Origin of the sequence: Streptomyces sp. NPDC057623 (assembly GCF_042800355.1) — a bacterium.
In the GTDB taxonomy this organism is placed as follows: Bacteria; Actinomycetota; Actinomycetes; order Streptomycetales; family Streptomycetaceae; genus Streptomyces.
Genome location: NZ_JBHVGZ010000020.1, coordinates 1 through 16,865, shown reverse-complemented (window position 1 = coordinate 16,865; position 16,865 = coordinate 1). Strand labels below are relative to the sequence as shown.

The following is a 16,865-nucleotide window of genomic DNA, read 5'->3' as shown; positions in this document are numbered from 1 at the left end:
CCTCCGGTAACGGCTGGCACCTGCGATCTTACGGCCCCGGAGCCGACCGGTCGGAGCTTCCACGGAGCCTTCCGGGGGCTTCCTGGAGGGAGCCCAACTGGTCCCGCAAGCGCGTCGACAGTACCGCCGAGCACTGACAATCACCGGACTGGGGCGGACGGCCGTGCGTCTGCGGTTCCCTGCCGGTCACTGCTCGGTGGGCCCAGTGTCCGTGTCGGTCCCCTCGCTCTGCCGCACCTCGTACGCCAGCTCTTCGAGCGAGCCCTGGTCGGGTACGAACCACCGGATCGTGCCCTGCGCCGAGGTGTCCACCCCAGAGGCCTCGGCGCGCATCTTCCGGGCTAGGCCGCTTGGCGAATACCACTCTCCGTCCGCGGCCCATCGCAGCGGGTTCCTGGTGCCACGCTCATTCGACCAGGTCGCGCGGGCACGATCCGGATTCGCGGCCAGCCACTCGGTCATCTCCCGCCGCTCCGGCCGGGAGAAGGGGCGGAACTCCAGGTCCGTGCCCTCTTCGATGCGGTCGGCCGCGATTAGGGTGATGACGGCGTTGACCTGTCGTCCGCGCTGCTCGGCACCGGCGACCTGGTAGTCGTCCTGCAGGGCGGGAGCCGTCGTGTCGGAGTCGAGGCCGCGCATCGCGGCCCGCACCACACGCTGCATGCGTTCCGCGTTGCGGACCGCGGCGATGATGTGGCTGCTCTTGCCGTACTCGTCGTCGATCGCGCGCAGCACCCAAGCGAAGGTGTCGCGCACCAGCTGGGGCACCTTGGCGAGCTCGCCCACCCAGTCGAAGTCCGGGCTTTCGATGGCGGTGGTGCTCAGCCGCCGGAAGACGATATGGGTGACAAGGAGATCGCCGTGCGAGGCCGCGGCGTCGGCACGCCAGAGCAGGCCGTCGCGGAGCGCCTGGAGCTCCGCACGGACCGCGCGGAGCAGTTCGACCGAGCGCCAGACGCGGTACACGTTCGGAGTCGCCCCGAAGATCTGCTCGTAGACGCTGTCCTCCCAGAGTCCCGCGAGATTCTGGTCACGCTTGGCGATCGCCGCGAGCTGGGCATTGGGGTGGACAGCAGCCAGGGCCTCGGCGGCCTCCGTGAGGGAGCAGCCGTGCTGTGGGTCCGGCAGACGCTCCCCGCGCTTGATGACGTAGCTGCGGTGGAGCAACAGAGCGAAGTCGTCGCGCAGCTGGATCTGTCCTTGATCCAGAGATTTGAAGTCCCGCTCCTCGATCGGGTTCTGCGTGTTTGTCGTGGTGGTGACCTGGTCGCCAAACCCCTCCGGGCAGTCCTCCAGCGAGATCAGTCGCACCGTGACTCTGCCGATCTGCGCTGTGTCGGGGTCCTTGACGAAGGCCCGGTGCAGAGCGCTCACGGTCTGTGCGCCGTTGACCACGCTGATGCCGCTCAGCTTGAAGTCGCCGACCTTTCCGGGGACGGCCCGCCCGACCGGCTTGATCGTCTCGCACAGCATGGTGATGCCGTTACTGAAGTACCAGAAGTGCTCCGGCTGTTCGAGCAGAGTGTTCTGGATCTTGACGTTGACGTCGGTCAGGTCGAGGGAATCACGGATGTTGCGGGCGAAGAGTCCCCGCCGGTGCTCGCTGTACAGGTCCGCTAGGTCGGGGACGGTCATGGTGCCGTAGAGCGCCTTGTACGGCGTCGACTCCTGTACGAACCCGTCGAGCCTGACCGTGGCGTCGATCTTGGGCGTCGCTGCGTCACCCAGGATCGCCCGGTGGAAGTCACGCAGATCGAGAACCTTGTAGTCGACGATCTCGTCGACCTCATTCTGCGCGGCAACCTTCTCCTCAAGGAGCTCACGCACCTTGGGGTCGAGGGGAGCGGTCCGCATCAGCGCCAGGACGATGGTGACCTTCGGCAGACCCAGGTCGAAAGCCTGCTGAAGATCTGGCACCAGCGGCTGGAAACGACTGTTGAACTTTGAGTAGGCCCGGTCGAAGAGCAGATCGAGGCCGCGAAACAGCTTGTGCACCGCCTCCTCGTCAAACCCGCCTTTGCCGGCGTCGCTCCACTTCGCCTGCACCAGACAGATACGCGGCTGCGGAGCACTGAGCTCCACCGATATCGCGTCTATCCCGCGGTCGTCAGCACCGTCGAATATGCAAGCAGCGGCGGCCCGTGGGCCGACCTGGTGCTCGTTCTGCACAGCGAGCGCCGCGATCCCGCGACTGAGGAACGCCTGCCGCCGCCCATGCTCCCCGGCCGACTTCGGCAGGTCCGTCAGGTCCAGCAGACCGGTGTACCGCTCGTCGATGGCGTTGCGGACGTACTCGATGTGCAGCTTGCTCATGGCCTGCCCCTGTCCCGTAACTCACTTATCGAACAAGGGTATAGGGCGAAGATCGACCTCAAGGTGCATGGATGGTGCGAGCGGCGCGCTCCAGGGCCGGTCCCAGGTCGCCGGTGGCAGGGAGTGCCGAGCCATCAGTGCAGAGTTTCCTCTCCCATGAGGCCCGTCTGCACCAGCAGGTTCCCCCGCTTCCGCGAGACGAAGATCCCCCGCCCGGCCGGCATAGGGCGCGGGCGTACGTTGCCGAGGATGTCGCCCTCGTTCGGGTCGCCGGAGAGCACGACGCCCTGCGCGCCCAGCTCCTTGATCCGTTGCATGAAGGGTTCGTAGGAGGACCGGCCGGCGCCTGCGGTGTTGCGGGCGACGATGAAGCGGATGCCGACGTCGCGCGCGAACGGGAGGAGTTCCGTGAGCGGGGCGAGCGGGTTGCCGCCGGAAGTCGACACCAGGTCGTAGTCGTCCACGACGACGTAGATCGTCGGGCCGCTCCACCAGTTGCGCGCCCGCAGTTGGTCGGCGGTGACGTCGGGCGAGGGAGTGCGGCGTCGCATGAGGTCGGCCAGGGCCTCGACGTGGTGGTCCATGGCGTTGGACATGGGCACGTACTCGGCGAGGTGGGTGGCCGGGGCCGCGTCCAGGAGCGAGCGGCGGTTGTCGATGACGAAGAGCTTGCAGGAGGCCCCGTCGTGCAGATCGGTGATCTGCTTGATGAGGAGGCGCAGCAGGTTGGATTTACCGGATTCGCTTTCGCCGAAGACGAGGAAGAAGGGGTCCTGTTCGAAGTTGACGTGGACGGGTTCGAGGTTGTTCTCGTCGAGGGCGAAGGCGACGCCACGGCCTGGCTCCGCAAGGGCTGCGGGCAGGTCGGCGAAGGGGAGGTGCCGGGGCAGCAGCCGGACTGCCGGCGCGCCGGGGACTGTCCAGTGGCGGTCCACGTCCCGGCTCATGGCGGCGGTCGCCTCGGACAGGTTGTCGGCGGAGTGGATGCCGTCGATGCGGGGAACCGCCGCCATGAAGTGCAGTGCTTCTGGAGTCACTCCCCGGCCGGGCACACCGGTGGGAACGTTTCCGGCCGCCTTGCGGTCCAGTTCGGAGTCCATGGGGTCGCCGAGCCGCAGTTCGAGGCGGTTCATCAGCAGGTCCTTGAGGTTGGCGCGGACCTCCATGGCGCGGGACGCGGTGAGAACGAGGTGGATGCCGTAGCCGAGGCCGCGCGCGGCGATGTCGAGGACAACCGATTCGAGGGCTTCGTACTCGGTGCGGAAGTTCCCCCAGCCGTCGATGGCCAGGAAGACGTCGCCCCACGGCTGGTCCGCGACCGAGATGTCGCCGCGGGCCCGCAGCTTGCGGAAGGTGGCGATGGAGTCGATGCCGGAGCTGCGGAAGTACTCCTCGCGGCGCGTCATGATGCCGTACACCTCGGCGACCGTGCGGCGTACCCGCTCCGGGTCCAGGCGTGAGGCGATACCGCCGACGTGCGGCAGCGTGGAGACGGCGGACATGCCGCCACCGCCGAAGTCCAGGCCGTAGAACTGGACCTCGTGCGGGGTGTGGGTCAGCGCGAACGCGGAGATGATCGTCCGCAGGAGCGTCGATTTACCTGACTGCGGGCCGCCGACGATCTGCATGTGGCCCGCGGCGCCGGAGAAGTCCCGGTACAGAGTGTCGCGCCGTTGCTCGAAGGGCTTGTCGGCGACACCGAGCGGGACGATGAGGCGGCCGGCGCCCTCGTAGCCGGGCTGGGCCAGGCCCCTACCCTGCTCGGCAGCAAGTCCGGGGAGCAGGGCGTCCAGCGAGGGTGGGTTGTCCAGCGGGGGCAGCCATACCTGGTGTGCGGCCGGGCCCTGCGCGGTGAGCCGGCGGACGATGACGTCGAGCACCGTGTCGGCCAGGGCGTCGTCCCCGCCCGCCCGCGGGTCGGGAACCTGGGCCCGGGGGTCGGTCTGCGCGTACTGGACCGGCACGGGGGCCGCGGTGAAGGGCACGGGACGGCGGTCCACCGGCAGCGGGCCGTCCCCGGTCGTGGCTCGGGCGGAGACGGGTCGGTGCGCGCCCGAGACGTAGGCCGCCTTGAAACGGGCCATTTCGTCGGTGCCGTGCTTCAGATAGCCCGAGCCGGGGACGTTCGGCAGGTGGTACGCGTCCGTCACACCGAGGGCGGCACGTGACTCGGCCTCGGAGAAGGTCCGCAGTCCGATGCGGTAGGACAGGTAGGTCTCCAGGCCGCGCAGCCGGCCCTCTTCGAGCCGCTGAGATGCCAGGAGCAGGTGGACGCCCAGGGAGCGGCCGATGCGGCCGATCTGGACGAACATGTCGATGAAATCGGGCTTGGCGGCGAGGAGTTCGCTGAACTCGTCGATGACCAGGACGAGGGAGGGGACGGGCTCCAGGGCGGCGCCGGCCGAGCGGGCCTTCTCGTAGTCGTGGATGTTGGCGTAATTACCCGCCTTGCGGAGCAGTTCCTGGCGGCGGTTGAGTTCACCGCGAATCGAATCCCCCATGCGGTCCACGAGGGTCAGGTCGTCCGCGAGGTTGGTGATCACGGCGGCGACATGCGGGAGGTCCGCCATGCCGGCGAAGGTGGCACCGCCCTTGAAGTCCGCGAGGACGAAGTTGAGGGTCTCCGAGGAGTGGGTCACCGCGAGGCCGAGCACGAGGGTGCGCAGTAGTTCGGACTTGCCGGATCCGGTGGCGCCGACGCACAGGCCGTGCGGGCCCATGCCGTCCTGCGCGGCCTCCTTCAGGTCCAGCATCACCGGGGTGCCGTCCTCGCCGACCCCGATCGGCACACGCAGGCGCTCGGCACGGGAGCGCGGGCGCCACGTGCGGCCGACATCCACAGATTCCGCGTCGTCCAGATCGAGGAGATCCGTGAACTCCAGGTTGGCGAGCAGCGGTTCGTCGGAGTCGCCGCCGGACGCCATGTACAGGGGTGCGAGCTGGAGGGCGAGTGCCTCGGCAGCCTCATGACTCAGGCGGTCTGGCGACCCTTCATAGACCAGACCGTCGCTGGGCTCCAGACGCAGCGACTGGGGATGCACCACGACCGAGAGACCGCCACGTGCCCCGGTGAGACGGCCCGGCACAACCTCGACGATCGTGACACCTTGCAGCCCTTCGGCCGCCGCCAGCGCTGACAACGGCGACAGCGCCTCCTGGTCGAGTACGACGACGATGTGCGGCTGTTCCAGGAGGGGCTGCCCGCCGGCCTGGAACCGGGGGCGGCCTTCGAGCTGCTCCTTGAGCAGCAGCTCCAGATCCTGCGCACTCGTGGTGATCAGACGGCGGCTGCCCGCCCCGTCGTTCCCATCGGTCTGGACGTGGGGCAGCCACTTGGCCCACTCCCACTGCGGGGCCGCGTCCTGCCCGGCAGCGACGGCCACGATCAGGTCGTCGGGAGAATGCAGAGAGGCCAGGGAGGCCACCATCGCGCGTGCCGTCGCGCGGACGTGGTTCTCGTGATCCCCGCTGATGGTGAGGTGGTAGAAGGAGCGCAGTGAGATCGCCATGGGCAGGCTCTCGATGGTGCTGTGCGCGGTGAGGAACTGCTTCATGGCGCCGGCGGTGAGCGGCTCCAGCTCGTCCACCGGAGCGGTCTCGGGTGCGATCAGAGGGGTAGCGAGCTGCTGGCTGCCCAGTCCGATCCGCACCTGCCCGAAGTCGTCGTCGCTGATCCGCCGCTCCCACACGCGGCTGCCCTCGGCGACCAGGGCCCACAACTGCTCGGGCGCCGGGTGTAGATAGAACTGGGCGTCCCGTTGCAGCCGCGCCGTACGAAGCACCGCACGGCGGGTTTTGGCCAAGTACTTCAGGTAGTCCCGCCGCATATCGGCGAGCTGTCCCTGGGTGCCCCGCCGATACCGAACGAGCATGGCGATGCCCATTCCGACCGTAGACGCGATCATCACCATGCCCATGATGCGCATGACCGGGTTCGGCGTCATGAAGAAGAAGACGACCGAACCGCCCATGCCCAGCATGGGCAGCAGCTGCATCAGCGCGCCTTCCTGCTGCCCTCTGGGCAACTCGGGCGGGGATTGCAACTGCACTGGATCGGCGGGCACATCGCTGGGCAAGGCCCTCGGTGGCCGTTTGACGACGATCTGGCTCAAAGCTGACCCGTCCCCCTCGCGGACTGAAGAGGCCTTGTCCGCACCCCCGTGGCGCTGACTTCATCCGGACCGGATCCTACTGGCGGGCACTGACCTTGCGGACGGTAGGGTGGCGCCACGCGTGTGCGCACCCGCGAATAATCAATGGATTCAGGGTTATTCAGGTCATTCGGAACCGGAATGAGAGCGGACGGGCGAACAGGACAGGGGCGCGGCCCGCGAGTTGAGAAGCACCGCGAGGGGGAGCAGTACGTGCCTGCGACAGTTCGAGCGGCGGGAAGCACCGGCGGTTACCCGGGACCAGGGGGCCATCCGGGGCCGGGGCACCATTGGGGACCGGGGGTGCCGACCACGCGCAGCACCGGCTTCCGCCGGATCATCGTGGCGGCACCCGACAGCCGAATCGATGTGGCGCTGCCCGACGACATTCCACTCGCGCACCTCTTCCCGGAGATCCTGCGCCTGTCCGGACAGACTCCGCCCCCCGGCGCCCCGGTCGGATACCACCTCGTGCGCCGCGACGGCACGGTGCTCGACGAGGCACGTTCACTGGCCGCACAGCGCATCGCCGACGGCGACTTCCTCCTCCTGCGCCCTTTCTCCGACTCCCTCCCGCCCGCGGTGTTCGACGACGTCTCGCACGCCACGGCCAGCGCCGTAACCCGCGACCGCGCACTGTGGAACGACGAACTCCTGCGCACCGCAGGACTCTTCGGTACCTGTGTGCTGCTGATGCTGCTCGCCTTCGTCGCCTGGAGTTCCGACGTTCGCCATGACATGCACGGGCCGGCGGGCATCGTGGCCGCGGTCTCGGGCGTGGCGTTCCTGGCGATCGCCGCGGTGCGCGCCCGTGTGTACGGCGACCGCGGATCGTCGGTGGCCTTCGGCATCGGCGCCCTGGCGAATCTGGGAGTGGCGGGCAGCGGACTGGTTGCGCTGCCGGACGGAGAGGGCATCGGCAGGCTGCAGTTCCTGCTCGCCTGCGCCGCTGTACTCGTGGGATCAGTGGTGCTGGTGTTCCTCACACCGAGCGGCGACGGCCCCTTCGTCGCCTTCGCATTCGCCTCGGCTGTCGGCATGCTGCTGATGTTCGTCGCGATCCTTACCGAGATGAGCCCGGCGGAGACCGCAGCGGTCTGCTCCCCGCTCGCCCTGGGCACGCTCGCCTTCCTGCCGGGCCTCGCCACGCGTTTCGCCCGCCTGCCCATCGGCTTCGACCCGCCGCGCACCGCTGTCGGCAGCGACTACGGCGACACCGATGACGAGGGCGACGGCAATGCGGCATCGGCCGCGATTGACGCCGAACGCATCACTGCTCAGGCCCGGCGCGGCCACGAGCTGCTGCTTGGTCTGGTCGGCGGCTGCGCACTCGTCGCGACGGCGGGGGCCGCGGTGCTCGGGTTCTCTGACGGCCTGTGGGCCCAACTCCTCGCTCTGGCAACGGGTCTGGCCATGCTGATGCGCGCCCATCTGTTCCGGCACACCGCCCAGGTGGCCTGCACGCTCGCGACAGGGCTTGCCTCACTGGTGCTTCTGGGGCTCGGCCTCTCCCTCAACCCGCCCGGCCGGATGGTCCTGGAGGCACTGCGGGGTGACGGCTCGGCGCTCGACATCAGGCTGGTCTGGCTGTCAGTCGCGGTGGCCGTCGTCGCCGGGGCGATCGCCGCGATCGCGCTGGTCGTGCCCAGCAAGGGAGTCACACCGTTCTGGGGCCGATTCCTGGAGATCGCCGAGAGCTTCGTACTGCTGACGCTGCTGCCGCTGTGTCTGGCGGTGTTCGGCGCCTACCAGCAGATGCGCTCGCTTTCTTCGTGAGAGCCAACGGGGCCTTGGCGAGCTGAGCCAGGCCACAACGACGTACGGGACCGGCTCCTCGTACGAGACCAGAACAACCAGATCAATCAGCGGGGGAAGAGGCAGCAAAACGATGGCATCACGACGGGATGAGCTGAACGCCTACACCTTCGCGCGACGGCGCCTGGTCGGGCAGTTTCTCCAGCCCAGCCCGAACGGCACGGAGGAGGGCTGGCCACGGCCCCTGCGTGCGGTCGTGCCGGGTGCGATCGTCACCGCGGTCGTCCTGGCCGGCTTCGGGGCGTGGGGCATGTTCAAGCCCGCCGCACCGCAGGGCTGGGACAAGCCCGGGGAGAACGTCATCATCTCCAGCAAGTCGACCACCCGGTACGTGATCCTCAAGACCGACGGCAAGACGCAACTGCACCCGGTGCTGAACATGTCCTCGGCCAAGCTCCTCCTGCAGCCCGACAAGGGCAAGGTCATCAACGTAGACGAATCGGTCCTCGACAACGGCAAGATCCCGCACGGCCCCACCCTCGGCATCCCCTACGCCCCCGACCGTCTGCCCGACGCCGACGAAGCCGGCTCGAAGAAGCGCTGGGTGGTCTGCGAGCGCCCCGGTGAAGGCGGCCGAGCCATCCAGAAGGCTGCGTTCATCCTCGCCCAGCGGGACATGGACCGGACCGAGGGCGCGGAGCGGCTGCGCGGCGGTGAGCTGATGTACGTGGAAGGCCCGGGCCCCGACCGCACACGCTACGTCGTCGACGCCAGCGGAACGGCGTACCCCGTCCAGAACGAGGAACTGCTGCTGCGCACAGTCGTCGGCGAGGACCGGGAGCCCCAGCGGGTGTCGGCCGGCTGGCTGGCAACCTTGCACAAGGGTGACCCCATCACCTTCCCGGAGATCCCGGGCCGGCCCGGCGCCGACGCCGGGATCCAGGGTCAGCTGCCGGCGGCGGCCAACAAGGTGGGCATGGTCCTCCAGGCCCCCTCCGGCACCAGGATCCAGCAGTACGTCGTCCTGCAGGGACGGGTCGCCCCGGTCTCCGACTTCACAGCGAAGCTCCTGCTCAGCAGCAAAGCTCTGACGGGCCTCGGACAGGCGAGCCGAGCGATGCCCGTCAGCGCCGGCAGCTTCACACCCGGGGCACCCTTCGGCGCCGAGAAGACCTGGCCCCAGCAGAAGCCCGAGCCGGTCAACTCGGCGAGCACCGACGAGGGCAACCGCAACACCGTGTGCAACATCCTGCGCGACGTGGACCAGGACAACGGCACCACGACCCTCAGCACCTGGGCGGGCAAAGACTTCCCGGCCACCCTCCCCACCGGTTCAAGCAGCGCCTACGTCACGCCCGGCTCCGGCCAGTTCTTCCGCCAGTTCACCGGGTCCTCGACCAACTCCGGCTTCTTCTTCCTGGTCACCGACACCGGCCTGCGCTACGCGATGCAGTCCAACGGCGACAGCGAGACCGACGACGCCGGCATCGGCTCCTCCGGCTCGGCCACAGAGCGACGGGAACAGCGCGAGGCGGCACTGCAGGAGGCCCAGCAGGCACAGAACCGCCTCGGCTACAAGGACGTGACACCGGCCCCGATCCCGGCCGCCTGGTCGGCGTTCCTGCCTACGGGACCGCGGCTGTCGACGGGCGCGGCACGACAGCCGCAGGGCTCGTGAGCGGGCGGGCGGTACGAGCAATGCGTACGCATCGCCACTCACGTCGCCTCGCCGCTGCGGCAGCCGCCACCCTCGCGTTCGCGGCAGCGCCTCTGGCTCCTACCGCCGCCGCCGACCAATGCACCTACGACGGCTCGATGTACGAGGGCCGCCCCTGGGCGCTGCAACGGGTCATGCTGGACGAGCTGTGGCAGCAGTCCACGGGCGAGGGCGTGCGCGTCGCGGTCATCGACACCGGAGTGGACGTCAAGAACCGCCAACTCACCTCCGCAGTGGACGTCAAAAGCGGCCGCAACTTCCTGCCGAAGAACCTCAAGGACGACAACGGCAACAAGATCGAGCGCGGCAGCGAGAACGGCACCACCGACGTGGTCGGCCACGGCACGAAGGTCGCCGGAATCATCGCCGCCAGACCGGCGAAGGGCACGGGCTTCGTCGGCCTGGCCCCCAAGGCGACGATCATCCCGATCCAGCAGAACGACGCGGAGGGCCACGGCGACACGGACACCTTGGCCGCTGCCGTCAACTACGCGGTCGACAACGCGAAGGCCGACATCATCAACATCTCCCAGGACACGGTCAACCCGATCGCGCGCAGCTCGAAGCTGGAGCAGGCGGTGGAGAACGCCCTGTCCAAGGAGATCGTCGTCGTCGCCTCAGCTGGCAACGACGGCCTCGGGGGCGACGTGAAGGAGACGTACCCGGCTTCGTACGACGGCGTCCTGGCGGTGGCCGCCGCGGACCGCAACAACGAGCGCGCCGCCTTCTCCCAGTCCGGCGACTTCGTCGACGTCGCCGCCCCCGGCGTCGACATGGTCTCCACCGTCCCTGGCGGCGGACACTGCGCCGACAACGGCACCAGCTTCTCCGCCCCGTACGTCGCTGGCGTCGCCGCCCTCATCAAAGCCAAGCACCGCAACTGGACGCAGAAGCAGATCGCCGCGCAGATCATGCAGACCGCGGAACGCTCCATTCCCGGCCACGACCGCCTGGTCGGCTGGGGTGTCGTCGACCCCGTCCGCGCCCTGACGGAGGACGACAAACCGATCGACCACCCGGTGCCGAGCAACGAAGGCGCAGGGCAGGCCGAGGCCCCCACTGTGGCCCAACTCCCGCTCGGCGAAACCCCGCAGGAACGGGCGGCCCGCCTCGGCACCTACGTGGTGGTGGGCAGCCTGGTGCTGGTGGCGGTCATCGCAGGCGGGGCGGTGGCGATGCGCGACGGCCGCAGGAAGACGCCCTCCGGCTAGCCGAGAAGGCCGTTGGTCCTGTCACTGGTAGTGGCTAGAGTGACACGCATGCAATCGGTGATGTTCACGTCACCGCGATCGCAATGACCCGCGGTCGTAGCTAACGGGGAGAACGGGGAGGGTGAGCGTCATGGCGCGCGCCGACGATGTTCGCAGCGGTGAGGGGCAGCCACGGGGCTGCAACGCTTCATGAGAGGGCCGGCCCCTCGGCCTGACAAGGAACGCGAACGCCTCACCACAGCCCACCGCGGCGGATCACACCGGGGACGCACCACGCGCGTTCGCCATGCAGCCTCTCCAAGCCGCCGGGCCCACCACTGAACCGGAAATCGGGAAGGAAGAACAGATGGCAGGAACCCAGAAGGTCACAGACGACGTACTGCGGCAGTTCGAGCAGGAACTCAACGAGCGCTTCGGCTCGGTGAAGCAGCAGCTGCAGCAGTTGCACGCCGTGATCGACAGTGTCGAAGGCAAGTGGCAGGGCCAGGGCGCCGTGTCCTTCGACCGCAAGCAGACCGAGATCAACGAGCGCATGGCCAACATCGGCAACCTGCTCGTCCGCTTCCAGAACGCGGTCAACGACAACCGCCGCATCGCCGGCAGCACCGACGAAGAGATCTACCAGGCCCTGGCGGGCATCGACACCGGCAGCTCCGGCTCGACCGGCGGCAGTGCCCCGTCCGGGAAGACCTCTGCCTTCTCCGGCATGTAGCTCGTGCGCGATCGAGCGACGGCCCATCTGTGGCCGCAGCAAACCTTCAGTTCGAACCCTCAGCACAGCAGGCATGGAAGGCAGTTGGAGAAGAAATGGCAGTAGACAACGGCACAATGCTCGTCACCTACGCGGAACTTGAACGAGCCGCAGGGGACATCACCGCCCAGGCCAAGAAGCTCGACACGGACCTCGAAGCGCTCCAGAAGCGGATGAAGGACCTCTCCGCCTACTTCGAGGGCGAGGCCAAGACCGCGGCGGACGGCCTCCACCGCGAATGGGATATCAAGGCCCGGGAGATCCACCAGGCCCTGAACTCCATCGCGAGCGCGATCCGCGAGGCGAGCGCGGCGTACAGCGCGGCCGACCGCAAGGCCGCCGCCAACTACTAACAGCGGTCGACGGAACGGGGGTGGGCACGCACGGGAGGTGTCCACCCCACCTCCGGAACAGAAGAAGGCCGCAGGAGAGGAATCGGAAAGTCCGGGCACTCTCCGATGGCTTCCTTTGCTGCTGTCAACAGATGATTACACTCCTGGTCAAGATCCGCCGGTATCCACTCGGACGTGCAGGGCGTGCGCTGTTTGGTGTGCCCGCGGGTGAGTGTGTAGTTACGGCAAGGGCGCACGTGGGGGACCGGTTCGCGACGCCTGCCTGCGCCGGAGGGGGATTACGGGGTGAGTGAGACAGACGAGGCGTCCGCGGTGCCGGGTCGGCTGCGCCGGGCGCTTCCACGCAGCAGGCGCGGCCGGTTGTTGCTGATATCCGCGCTGGTGCTCGCGCTTGCGGGCAGTGGGCTCGGCAGCTGGGCGGCGGACATCTGGCTGTGGCCGAAGGACCGCTATTGCTGGGGTGCATGGGAAGAGGACAGCGGTCCGGAGTTCCTCGGCGATGATGCCTTCGGTGACGATGACGACGGGTCACGCACCGGTGAGGAGACGGCGCCCACCCGCAAGCGCCCGAGCGGCAGGTGCAAGGTCACCATCGCCGGCGACTACAAGAGCAGTCACGACGGCGACGAGGTCTCCATCCGCCAGCAGGTGTCCGTCGAGTACGGCCCGGTACCCAAGGCCGCGGAGGCCCGCCTGGCGATGGTCCAGGACGGTTTTCTGGGCGGTGACATGGTCCCGCTTCCGGACGGCCTGCCGGGCACGGTGAACGGGGGTGGCGGTCTGCTGGTGCTCCCCAAGTCCTGCGATACGTCTGATGGCCGGCCGACCGTCGTCACCATGGACGCGTCCGGCACATACGCCAGCGGCCCCTCGTACAGCCAGAACGATCCGGCGGATCTGGGCGGCGCCCAACAGGCGGCGGTGCTGCTCGTCGCGGCGGCCAACCGTGGGATGGAGGCGGCCGGTTGCGCGCCGGACAAGCCGCTGAAGGTCAGCTCGCCCCTCTACGACCTGCCGGGCAAGCCGGACAGTATCTACAGTGCCTCTGAAGACGTCTGCGGGATCCGTGGCCTGAGCCTCGGCATGGAGGACATCACGGACCAGACCGGCGCGGTCACCCACGACCTGCAGACGTGCAGCGTCCGTGGCGATGGCGTGCCGTACCTGGAGCTGGCCATGGTCGCGCAGCCCAGGCTGGCCGCGGTGTTCGACGGCATCGCGGGCGAGCGCCCTGTCGCCCGCGGCTGGCGCGGCAGGGGCAGCATCGGCGAGGACCATGCGATCGTACGAGCCGACTGCGCCGGCCGGCCCGCCACCTTCCTGATGGGCGCCTCCACCGACCCCGACCACCTTGCCGCGTTCGTCAACGCGGCCGCCGCCCGCCTGGGCTGCGCCCCCATCGCCCCCGAGGGAGCCGCCCGGTGAGCAGCACCGCGGACGAGTCGAACCGATACGAACAGCCGCTGCCCGCCGACCGGGAGTCGCTCAGCGAGCGGCATCGGCGCCTGCGCCGGGAGCGCTGGCGCCGACGCCGCCAGCGTTTGCACTGGCGCCACCTGCTGCGCGGCCGGGTCCGGCCGCTGCTGGCCGCAGGGCTCGCCGGGGTGCTGCTCGGCGCCGGCGGCACGCCCTGGCAGGCGCAGGCCGGGCCGTTCGCGCCGGACGAGGTGTGCTGGGGCGCGCTGTCCCGCGACGACCTCGCCCCGATCTTCCGCGAGCCGGAGAACGTCAAGGCGGTCGAGGCGCCCGTGCTGCACGGCGGGAACTCCATGGACGGCCCAGCCGGCAGTTGCCAGCTGACGAACAGCGACGGCGACGTATGGGCGCTCACCGCCCGGGTGCACCGGCTGGACGACCGGGCCGGCGACGACGGCAAGTGGGCCGATGAGTTCCTCTCCGCCCGTCTCACCCCGCTCGGCGGCGGGCTGCTGGGCATGGCCTCGGACAACCGCGCCTGGCTCGCCATCCCGGACGGCTGCCTGGGCCGCCCCGACGACCTCGACGGGCCGGCCGTCGTGGATATCGCCCAGGGGACGTGGATCGGCGACATGGAGCCGCGCACCGAGGAGCGGAACGCGATGGCCCGCATGGTCGTGAAGCTCGTCAACAAGGTCAGCGCGCACCTGGGCTGCACCGGCACGATCGCCGATCCGGTCGAACGCCTGCCGAAAGCCGCCCGCTACACCCGTACGGAGAAGCCGGACGCGCTCTGCGGCATCAAGGGGCTGACCCTGGGCAAGAAACGCAAGCCGAACAAGTACCCCATGATCACCGACGGGCACGGCCCGGTACGCACCTGCGACCGGGACATCACCGGCTCGCAGTGGAAGCAGCGCCTGATGACCGTCGAGGACCCGCGGCTGGCCGCGATCTTCATGAGGATGACGCTGGACGACGGCGACCGGGTGAGCTCCGCCGTCGGCTACGGTGGTCTCGGCCCCAACCTCGGTGTTTTCCGGGCCCGTTGCCAGGCGGGCGCGACCGTGTTCCTCGTACAGGCCAACGACGCCGGGATGAGCGCGGACGTGCGCACCCTCTTCCCCCGCTACGTCGAGGCCGAGGCCGCCCGCCTCGGCTGCGGCCCGCTGAAGCTGAAACTGTCATAGCCGGGCGGGAGCCTCTGACTCCGCCCAGCCGTCGTGCCGCAATGATGCGAAACGCCACGCCCTCGGCAGCTCGAATGCCAGGGCGTGGCGTCCTCGTAGGTGGCTGTCTCGGCGACGCCTGAATTCTGACCCTCTGACGGCGGATCAAAAGTGACCCTCTCGGTGGTCTTCGCCTGAACCTGATCTTGATCGGAAGGTCAGGAGGGAAGGGTGATCCGCGTGGAGGACTGGGCAGAGATCCGCAGGCTGCACCGGGCCGAGCAGATGCCGATCCGGGCGATCGCCCGGCATCTGGGCATCTCGAAGAACACGGTGAAGCGTGCACTGGCGAGTGACCGGCCGCCGAAGTACGAGCGGCCGGCCAAAGGCTCGGTGGTCGACGCGGTCGAGGTGCAGATCCGTGAGCTGTTGCGGGAGACCCCGACGATGCCCGCCACCGTGATCGCCGAGCGGATCGGATGGGAGCGCGGGATGACGGTCCTCAAGGAGCGGGTGCGGGAACTGCGGCCCGCCTACGTTCCCGTCGATCCGGTCTCCCGCACGACCTATCAGCCGGGCGAGCTGGCCCAGTGCGACCTGTGGTTTCCCGACGCGGAGGTCCCGCTCGGCTACGGGCAGACGGGGCGACCGCCGGTGCTGGTGATGGTGTCCGGCTACTCGCGGGTGATCGCCGCGCGGATGCTGCCCTCCCGCACGACCGGCGACCTGATCGACGGGCACTGGCGGCTGCTGAACGGGTGGGGCGCCGTGCCCAAAACGCTGGTCTGGGACAACGAGGCCGGGGTCGGCCGCGGCAAGCTCACCGCGGAGTTCGCCGCGTTCGCGGGCCTGCTCGCCACCAAGATCTACCTCTGCAGGCCCCGTGACCCCGAGGCGAAAGGACTGGTCGAACGCGCCAACGGTTATCTCGAGACCTCGTTCCTGCCCGGCCGCACGTTCAGCGGCCCCGGCGACTTCAACACCCAGCTGACCACCTGGCTGGCGGTCGCCAACCGGCGCCTGCACCGCACCCTTAAGGCCCGTCCCGCCGACCGCTGGGAGGCCGACCGGGCCGGGATGCTCACCCTGCCGCCCGTCGACCCGCCCGCCTGGTGGCGGATGCAGGCCCGCATCGGGCGTGACCACTACGTCCGCGTCGACACCAACGACTACTCCGTGCACCCCGAGGCGATCGGACGCACCGTCACCGTGCTCACCGACAACGACGAAGTCATCGCGCTGTCGCCCGGCAGCGTGATCGTCGCCCGCCACCCCCGCTGCTGGGCCCGCCACCAGACCCTCACCGATCCCGATCACGCCGCTGCGGGCCAGACGATGCGCGGGCAGGCCCGCCATCAGCAGGCCGCCCAGGCCGAGGCCGGCCCGCTCGTCGAGGTCGAGCAACGCGAACTCGGCGCCTACGACCGGCTGTTCACCGTCATCGAAGGCGGCGGCGACAGGGAGGCCGGCTGATGCCCCGCACCACCACCGCCCCGGCCGAAAACACCACAGCGGGCCGCAGGACCGGCTCCCAGACCGTCGCCGACCTCGCTTTCCTCGCCCGCGCAATGAAGGCCCCGGCCCTGCTGGACGCCGCCGACCGGCTCGCCGAACGCGCCCGCAAGGAGTCCTGGACCCACGCCGAATACCTCGTCGCCTGCCTCCAACGCGAGGTCTCCGCCCGCGAATCACACGGCGGCGAGGCGAGAGTACGTGCCGCCCGCTTCCCCGCGATCAAGACGATCGAGGAACTCGACGTCACCCATCTGCGCGGCATGACGCGACAACAGCTCGCGCATCTGGGCACGTTGGACTTCATCGCCGGCAAGGAGAACGCCGTCTTTCTGGGCCCGCCGGGCACGGGGAAGACACACCTGGCGATCGGCCTCGCGGTCCGCGCCTGCCAGGCTGGACACCGCGTCGCCTTCGCCACCTGTCAACGGCCATTTGTTTGCCCCGGTGGCGGCCAGATGTTCCATGCACTCATGGCCGACTCGGCGTCCCCAGTGGCGGCCAGATATCTCCCCGC

11 protein-coding genes are annotated in these 16,865 nt (G+C 69.1%); 9 read left to right on the top strand and 2 right to left on the bottom strand.

All coding sequences use genetic code 11. The features are described 5' to 3' along the window. Positions 1-186: 186 nt before the first annotated feature. Together ACFU95_RS21600 and eccCa are read right to left on the bottom strand one after the other, a co-directional pair. The gene (locus ACFU95_RS21600; RefSeq protein WP_383829897.1) at positions 187-2,313 is read right to left on the bottom strand and encodes an AIPR family protein; all 2,127 of its coding nucleotides are present in this window, start codon (positions 2,311-2,313) and stop codon (positions 187-189) included. 134 nt (positions 2,314-2,447) lie between these two features. Beyond that, the gene (gene eccCa / locus ACFU95_RS21595; RefSeq protein ID WP_383829895.1) at positions 2,448-6,425 is read right to left on the bottom strand and encodes a type VII secretion protein EccCa; all 3,978 of its coding nucleotides are present in this window, start codon (positions 6,423-6,425) and stop codon (positions 2,448-2,450) included. Positions 6,426-6,605: 180 nt separating this feature from the next. Between eccCa and eccD the strand changes: the two genes are divergently transcribed. From eccD to ACFU95_RS21550, 9 genes are all read left to right on the top strand, one after another. Next, positions 6,606-8,240 (top strand): type VII secretion integral membrane protein EccD, encoded by a 1,635-nt coding sequence (gene eccD / locus ACFU95_RS21590; RefSeq protein WP_383829893.1) that lies wholly within the window; start codon positions 6,606-6,608, stop codon positions 8,238-8,240. 112 nt (positions 8,241-8,352) lie between these two features. Continuing rightward, a complete protein-coding gene (eccB, locus tag ACFU95_RS21585; RefSeq protein ID WP_383829890.1) occupies positions 8,353-9,897 on the top strand; it encodes a type VII secretion protein EccB in 1,545 nt (514 codons plus the stop codon). 20 nt (positions 9,898-9,917) lie between these two features. After that, entirely contained in the window at positions 9,918-11,147 is a 1,230-nt protein-coding gene (gene mycP / locus ACFU95_RS21580; RefSeq protein WP_383829887.1) for a type VII secretion-associated serine protease mycosin, read from the top strand. A 346-nt stretch (positions 11,148-11,493) separates the two neighbouring features. After that, the gene (locus ACFU95_RS21575) at positions 11,494-11,859 is read left to right on the top strand and encodes a WXG100 family type VII secretion target (RefSeq protein ID WP_383829884.1); all 366 of its coding nucleotides are present in this window, start codon (positions 11,494-11,496) and stop codon (positions 11,857-11,859) included. 95 nt (positions 11,860-11,954) lie between these two features. Beyond that, the gene (locus tag ACFU95_RS21570) at positions 11,955-12,251 is read left to right on the top strand and encodes a WXG100 family type VII secretion target (protein ID WP_369168940.1); all 297 of its coding nucleotides are present in this window, start codon (positions 11,955-11,957) and stop codon (positions 12,249-12,251) included. A 285-nt stretch (positions 12,252-12,536) separates the two neighbouring features. Further along, a complete protein-coding gene (locus ACFU95_RS21565) occupies positions 12,537-13,676 on the top strand; it encodes a hypothetical protein (RefSeq protein WP_383829881.1) in 1,140 nt (379 codons plus the stop codon). Further along, the gene (locus ACFU95_RS21560; protein WP_383829878.1) at positions 13,673-14,857 is read left to right on the top strand and encodes a hypothetical protein; all 1,185 of its coding nucleotides are present in this window, start codon (positions 13,673-13,675) and stop codon (positions 14,855-14,857) included. The genes ACFU95_RS21565 and ACFU95_RS21560 overlap by 4 nt, the downstream gene beginning before the upstream one ends. Positions 14,858-15,067: 210 nt before the next feature. Further along, on the top strand, positions 15,068-16,309 hold the full coding sequence (gene istA, locus ACFU95_RS21555; protein WP_383829875.1) for an IS21 family transposase: 1,242 nt from the start codon (positions 15,068-15,070) through the stop codon (positions 16,307-16,309). After that, on the top strand, positions 16,309-16,865 hold a 557-nt coding region (locus tag ACFU95_RS21550), incomplete at its 3' end, for an ATP-binding protein (protein WP_383829872.1). The genes istA and ACFU95_RS21550, both read left to right, overlap by 1 nt.

Bases quoted from the DNA above. Each gene is read 5' to 3' on its own strand.
- ACFU95_RS21570 (WP_369168940.1), top strand. From the start codon at position 11,955: ATGGCAGTAGACAACGGCACAATGCTCGTCACCTACGCGGAACTTGAA.
- ACFU95_RS21600 (WP_383829897.1), bottom strand. From the start codon at position 2,313: ATGAGCAAGCTGCACATCGAGTACGTCCGCAACGCCATCGACGAGCGG.
- mycP (WP_383829887.1), top strand. From the start codon at position 9,918: ATGCGTACGCATCGCCACTCACGTCGCCTCGCCGCTGCGGCAGCCGCC.
- eccD (WP_383829893.1), top strand. From the start codon at position 6,606: ATGAGAGCGGACGGGCGAACAGGACAGGGGCGCGGCCCGCGAGTTGAG.
- ACFU95_RS21575 (WP_383829884.1), top strand. From the start codon at position 11,494: ATGGCAGGAACCCAGAAGGTCACAGACGACGTACTGCGGCAGTTCGAG.
- eccB (WP_383829890.1), top strand. From the start codon at position 8,353: ATGGCATCACGACGGGATGAGCTGAACGCCTACACCTTCGCGCGACGG.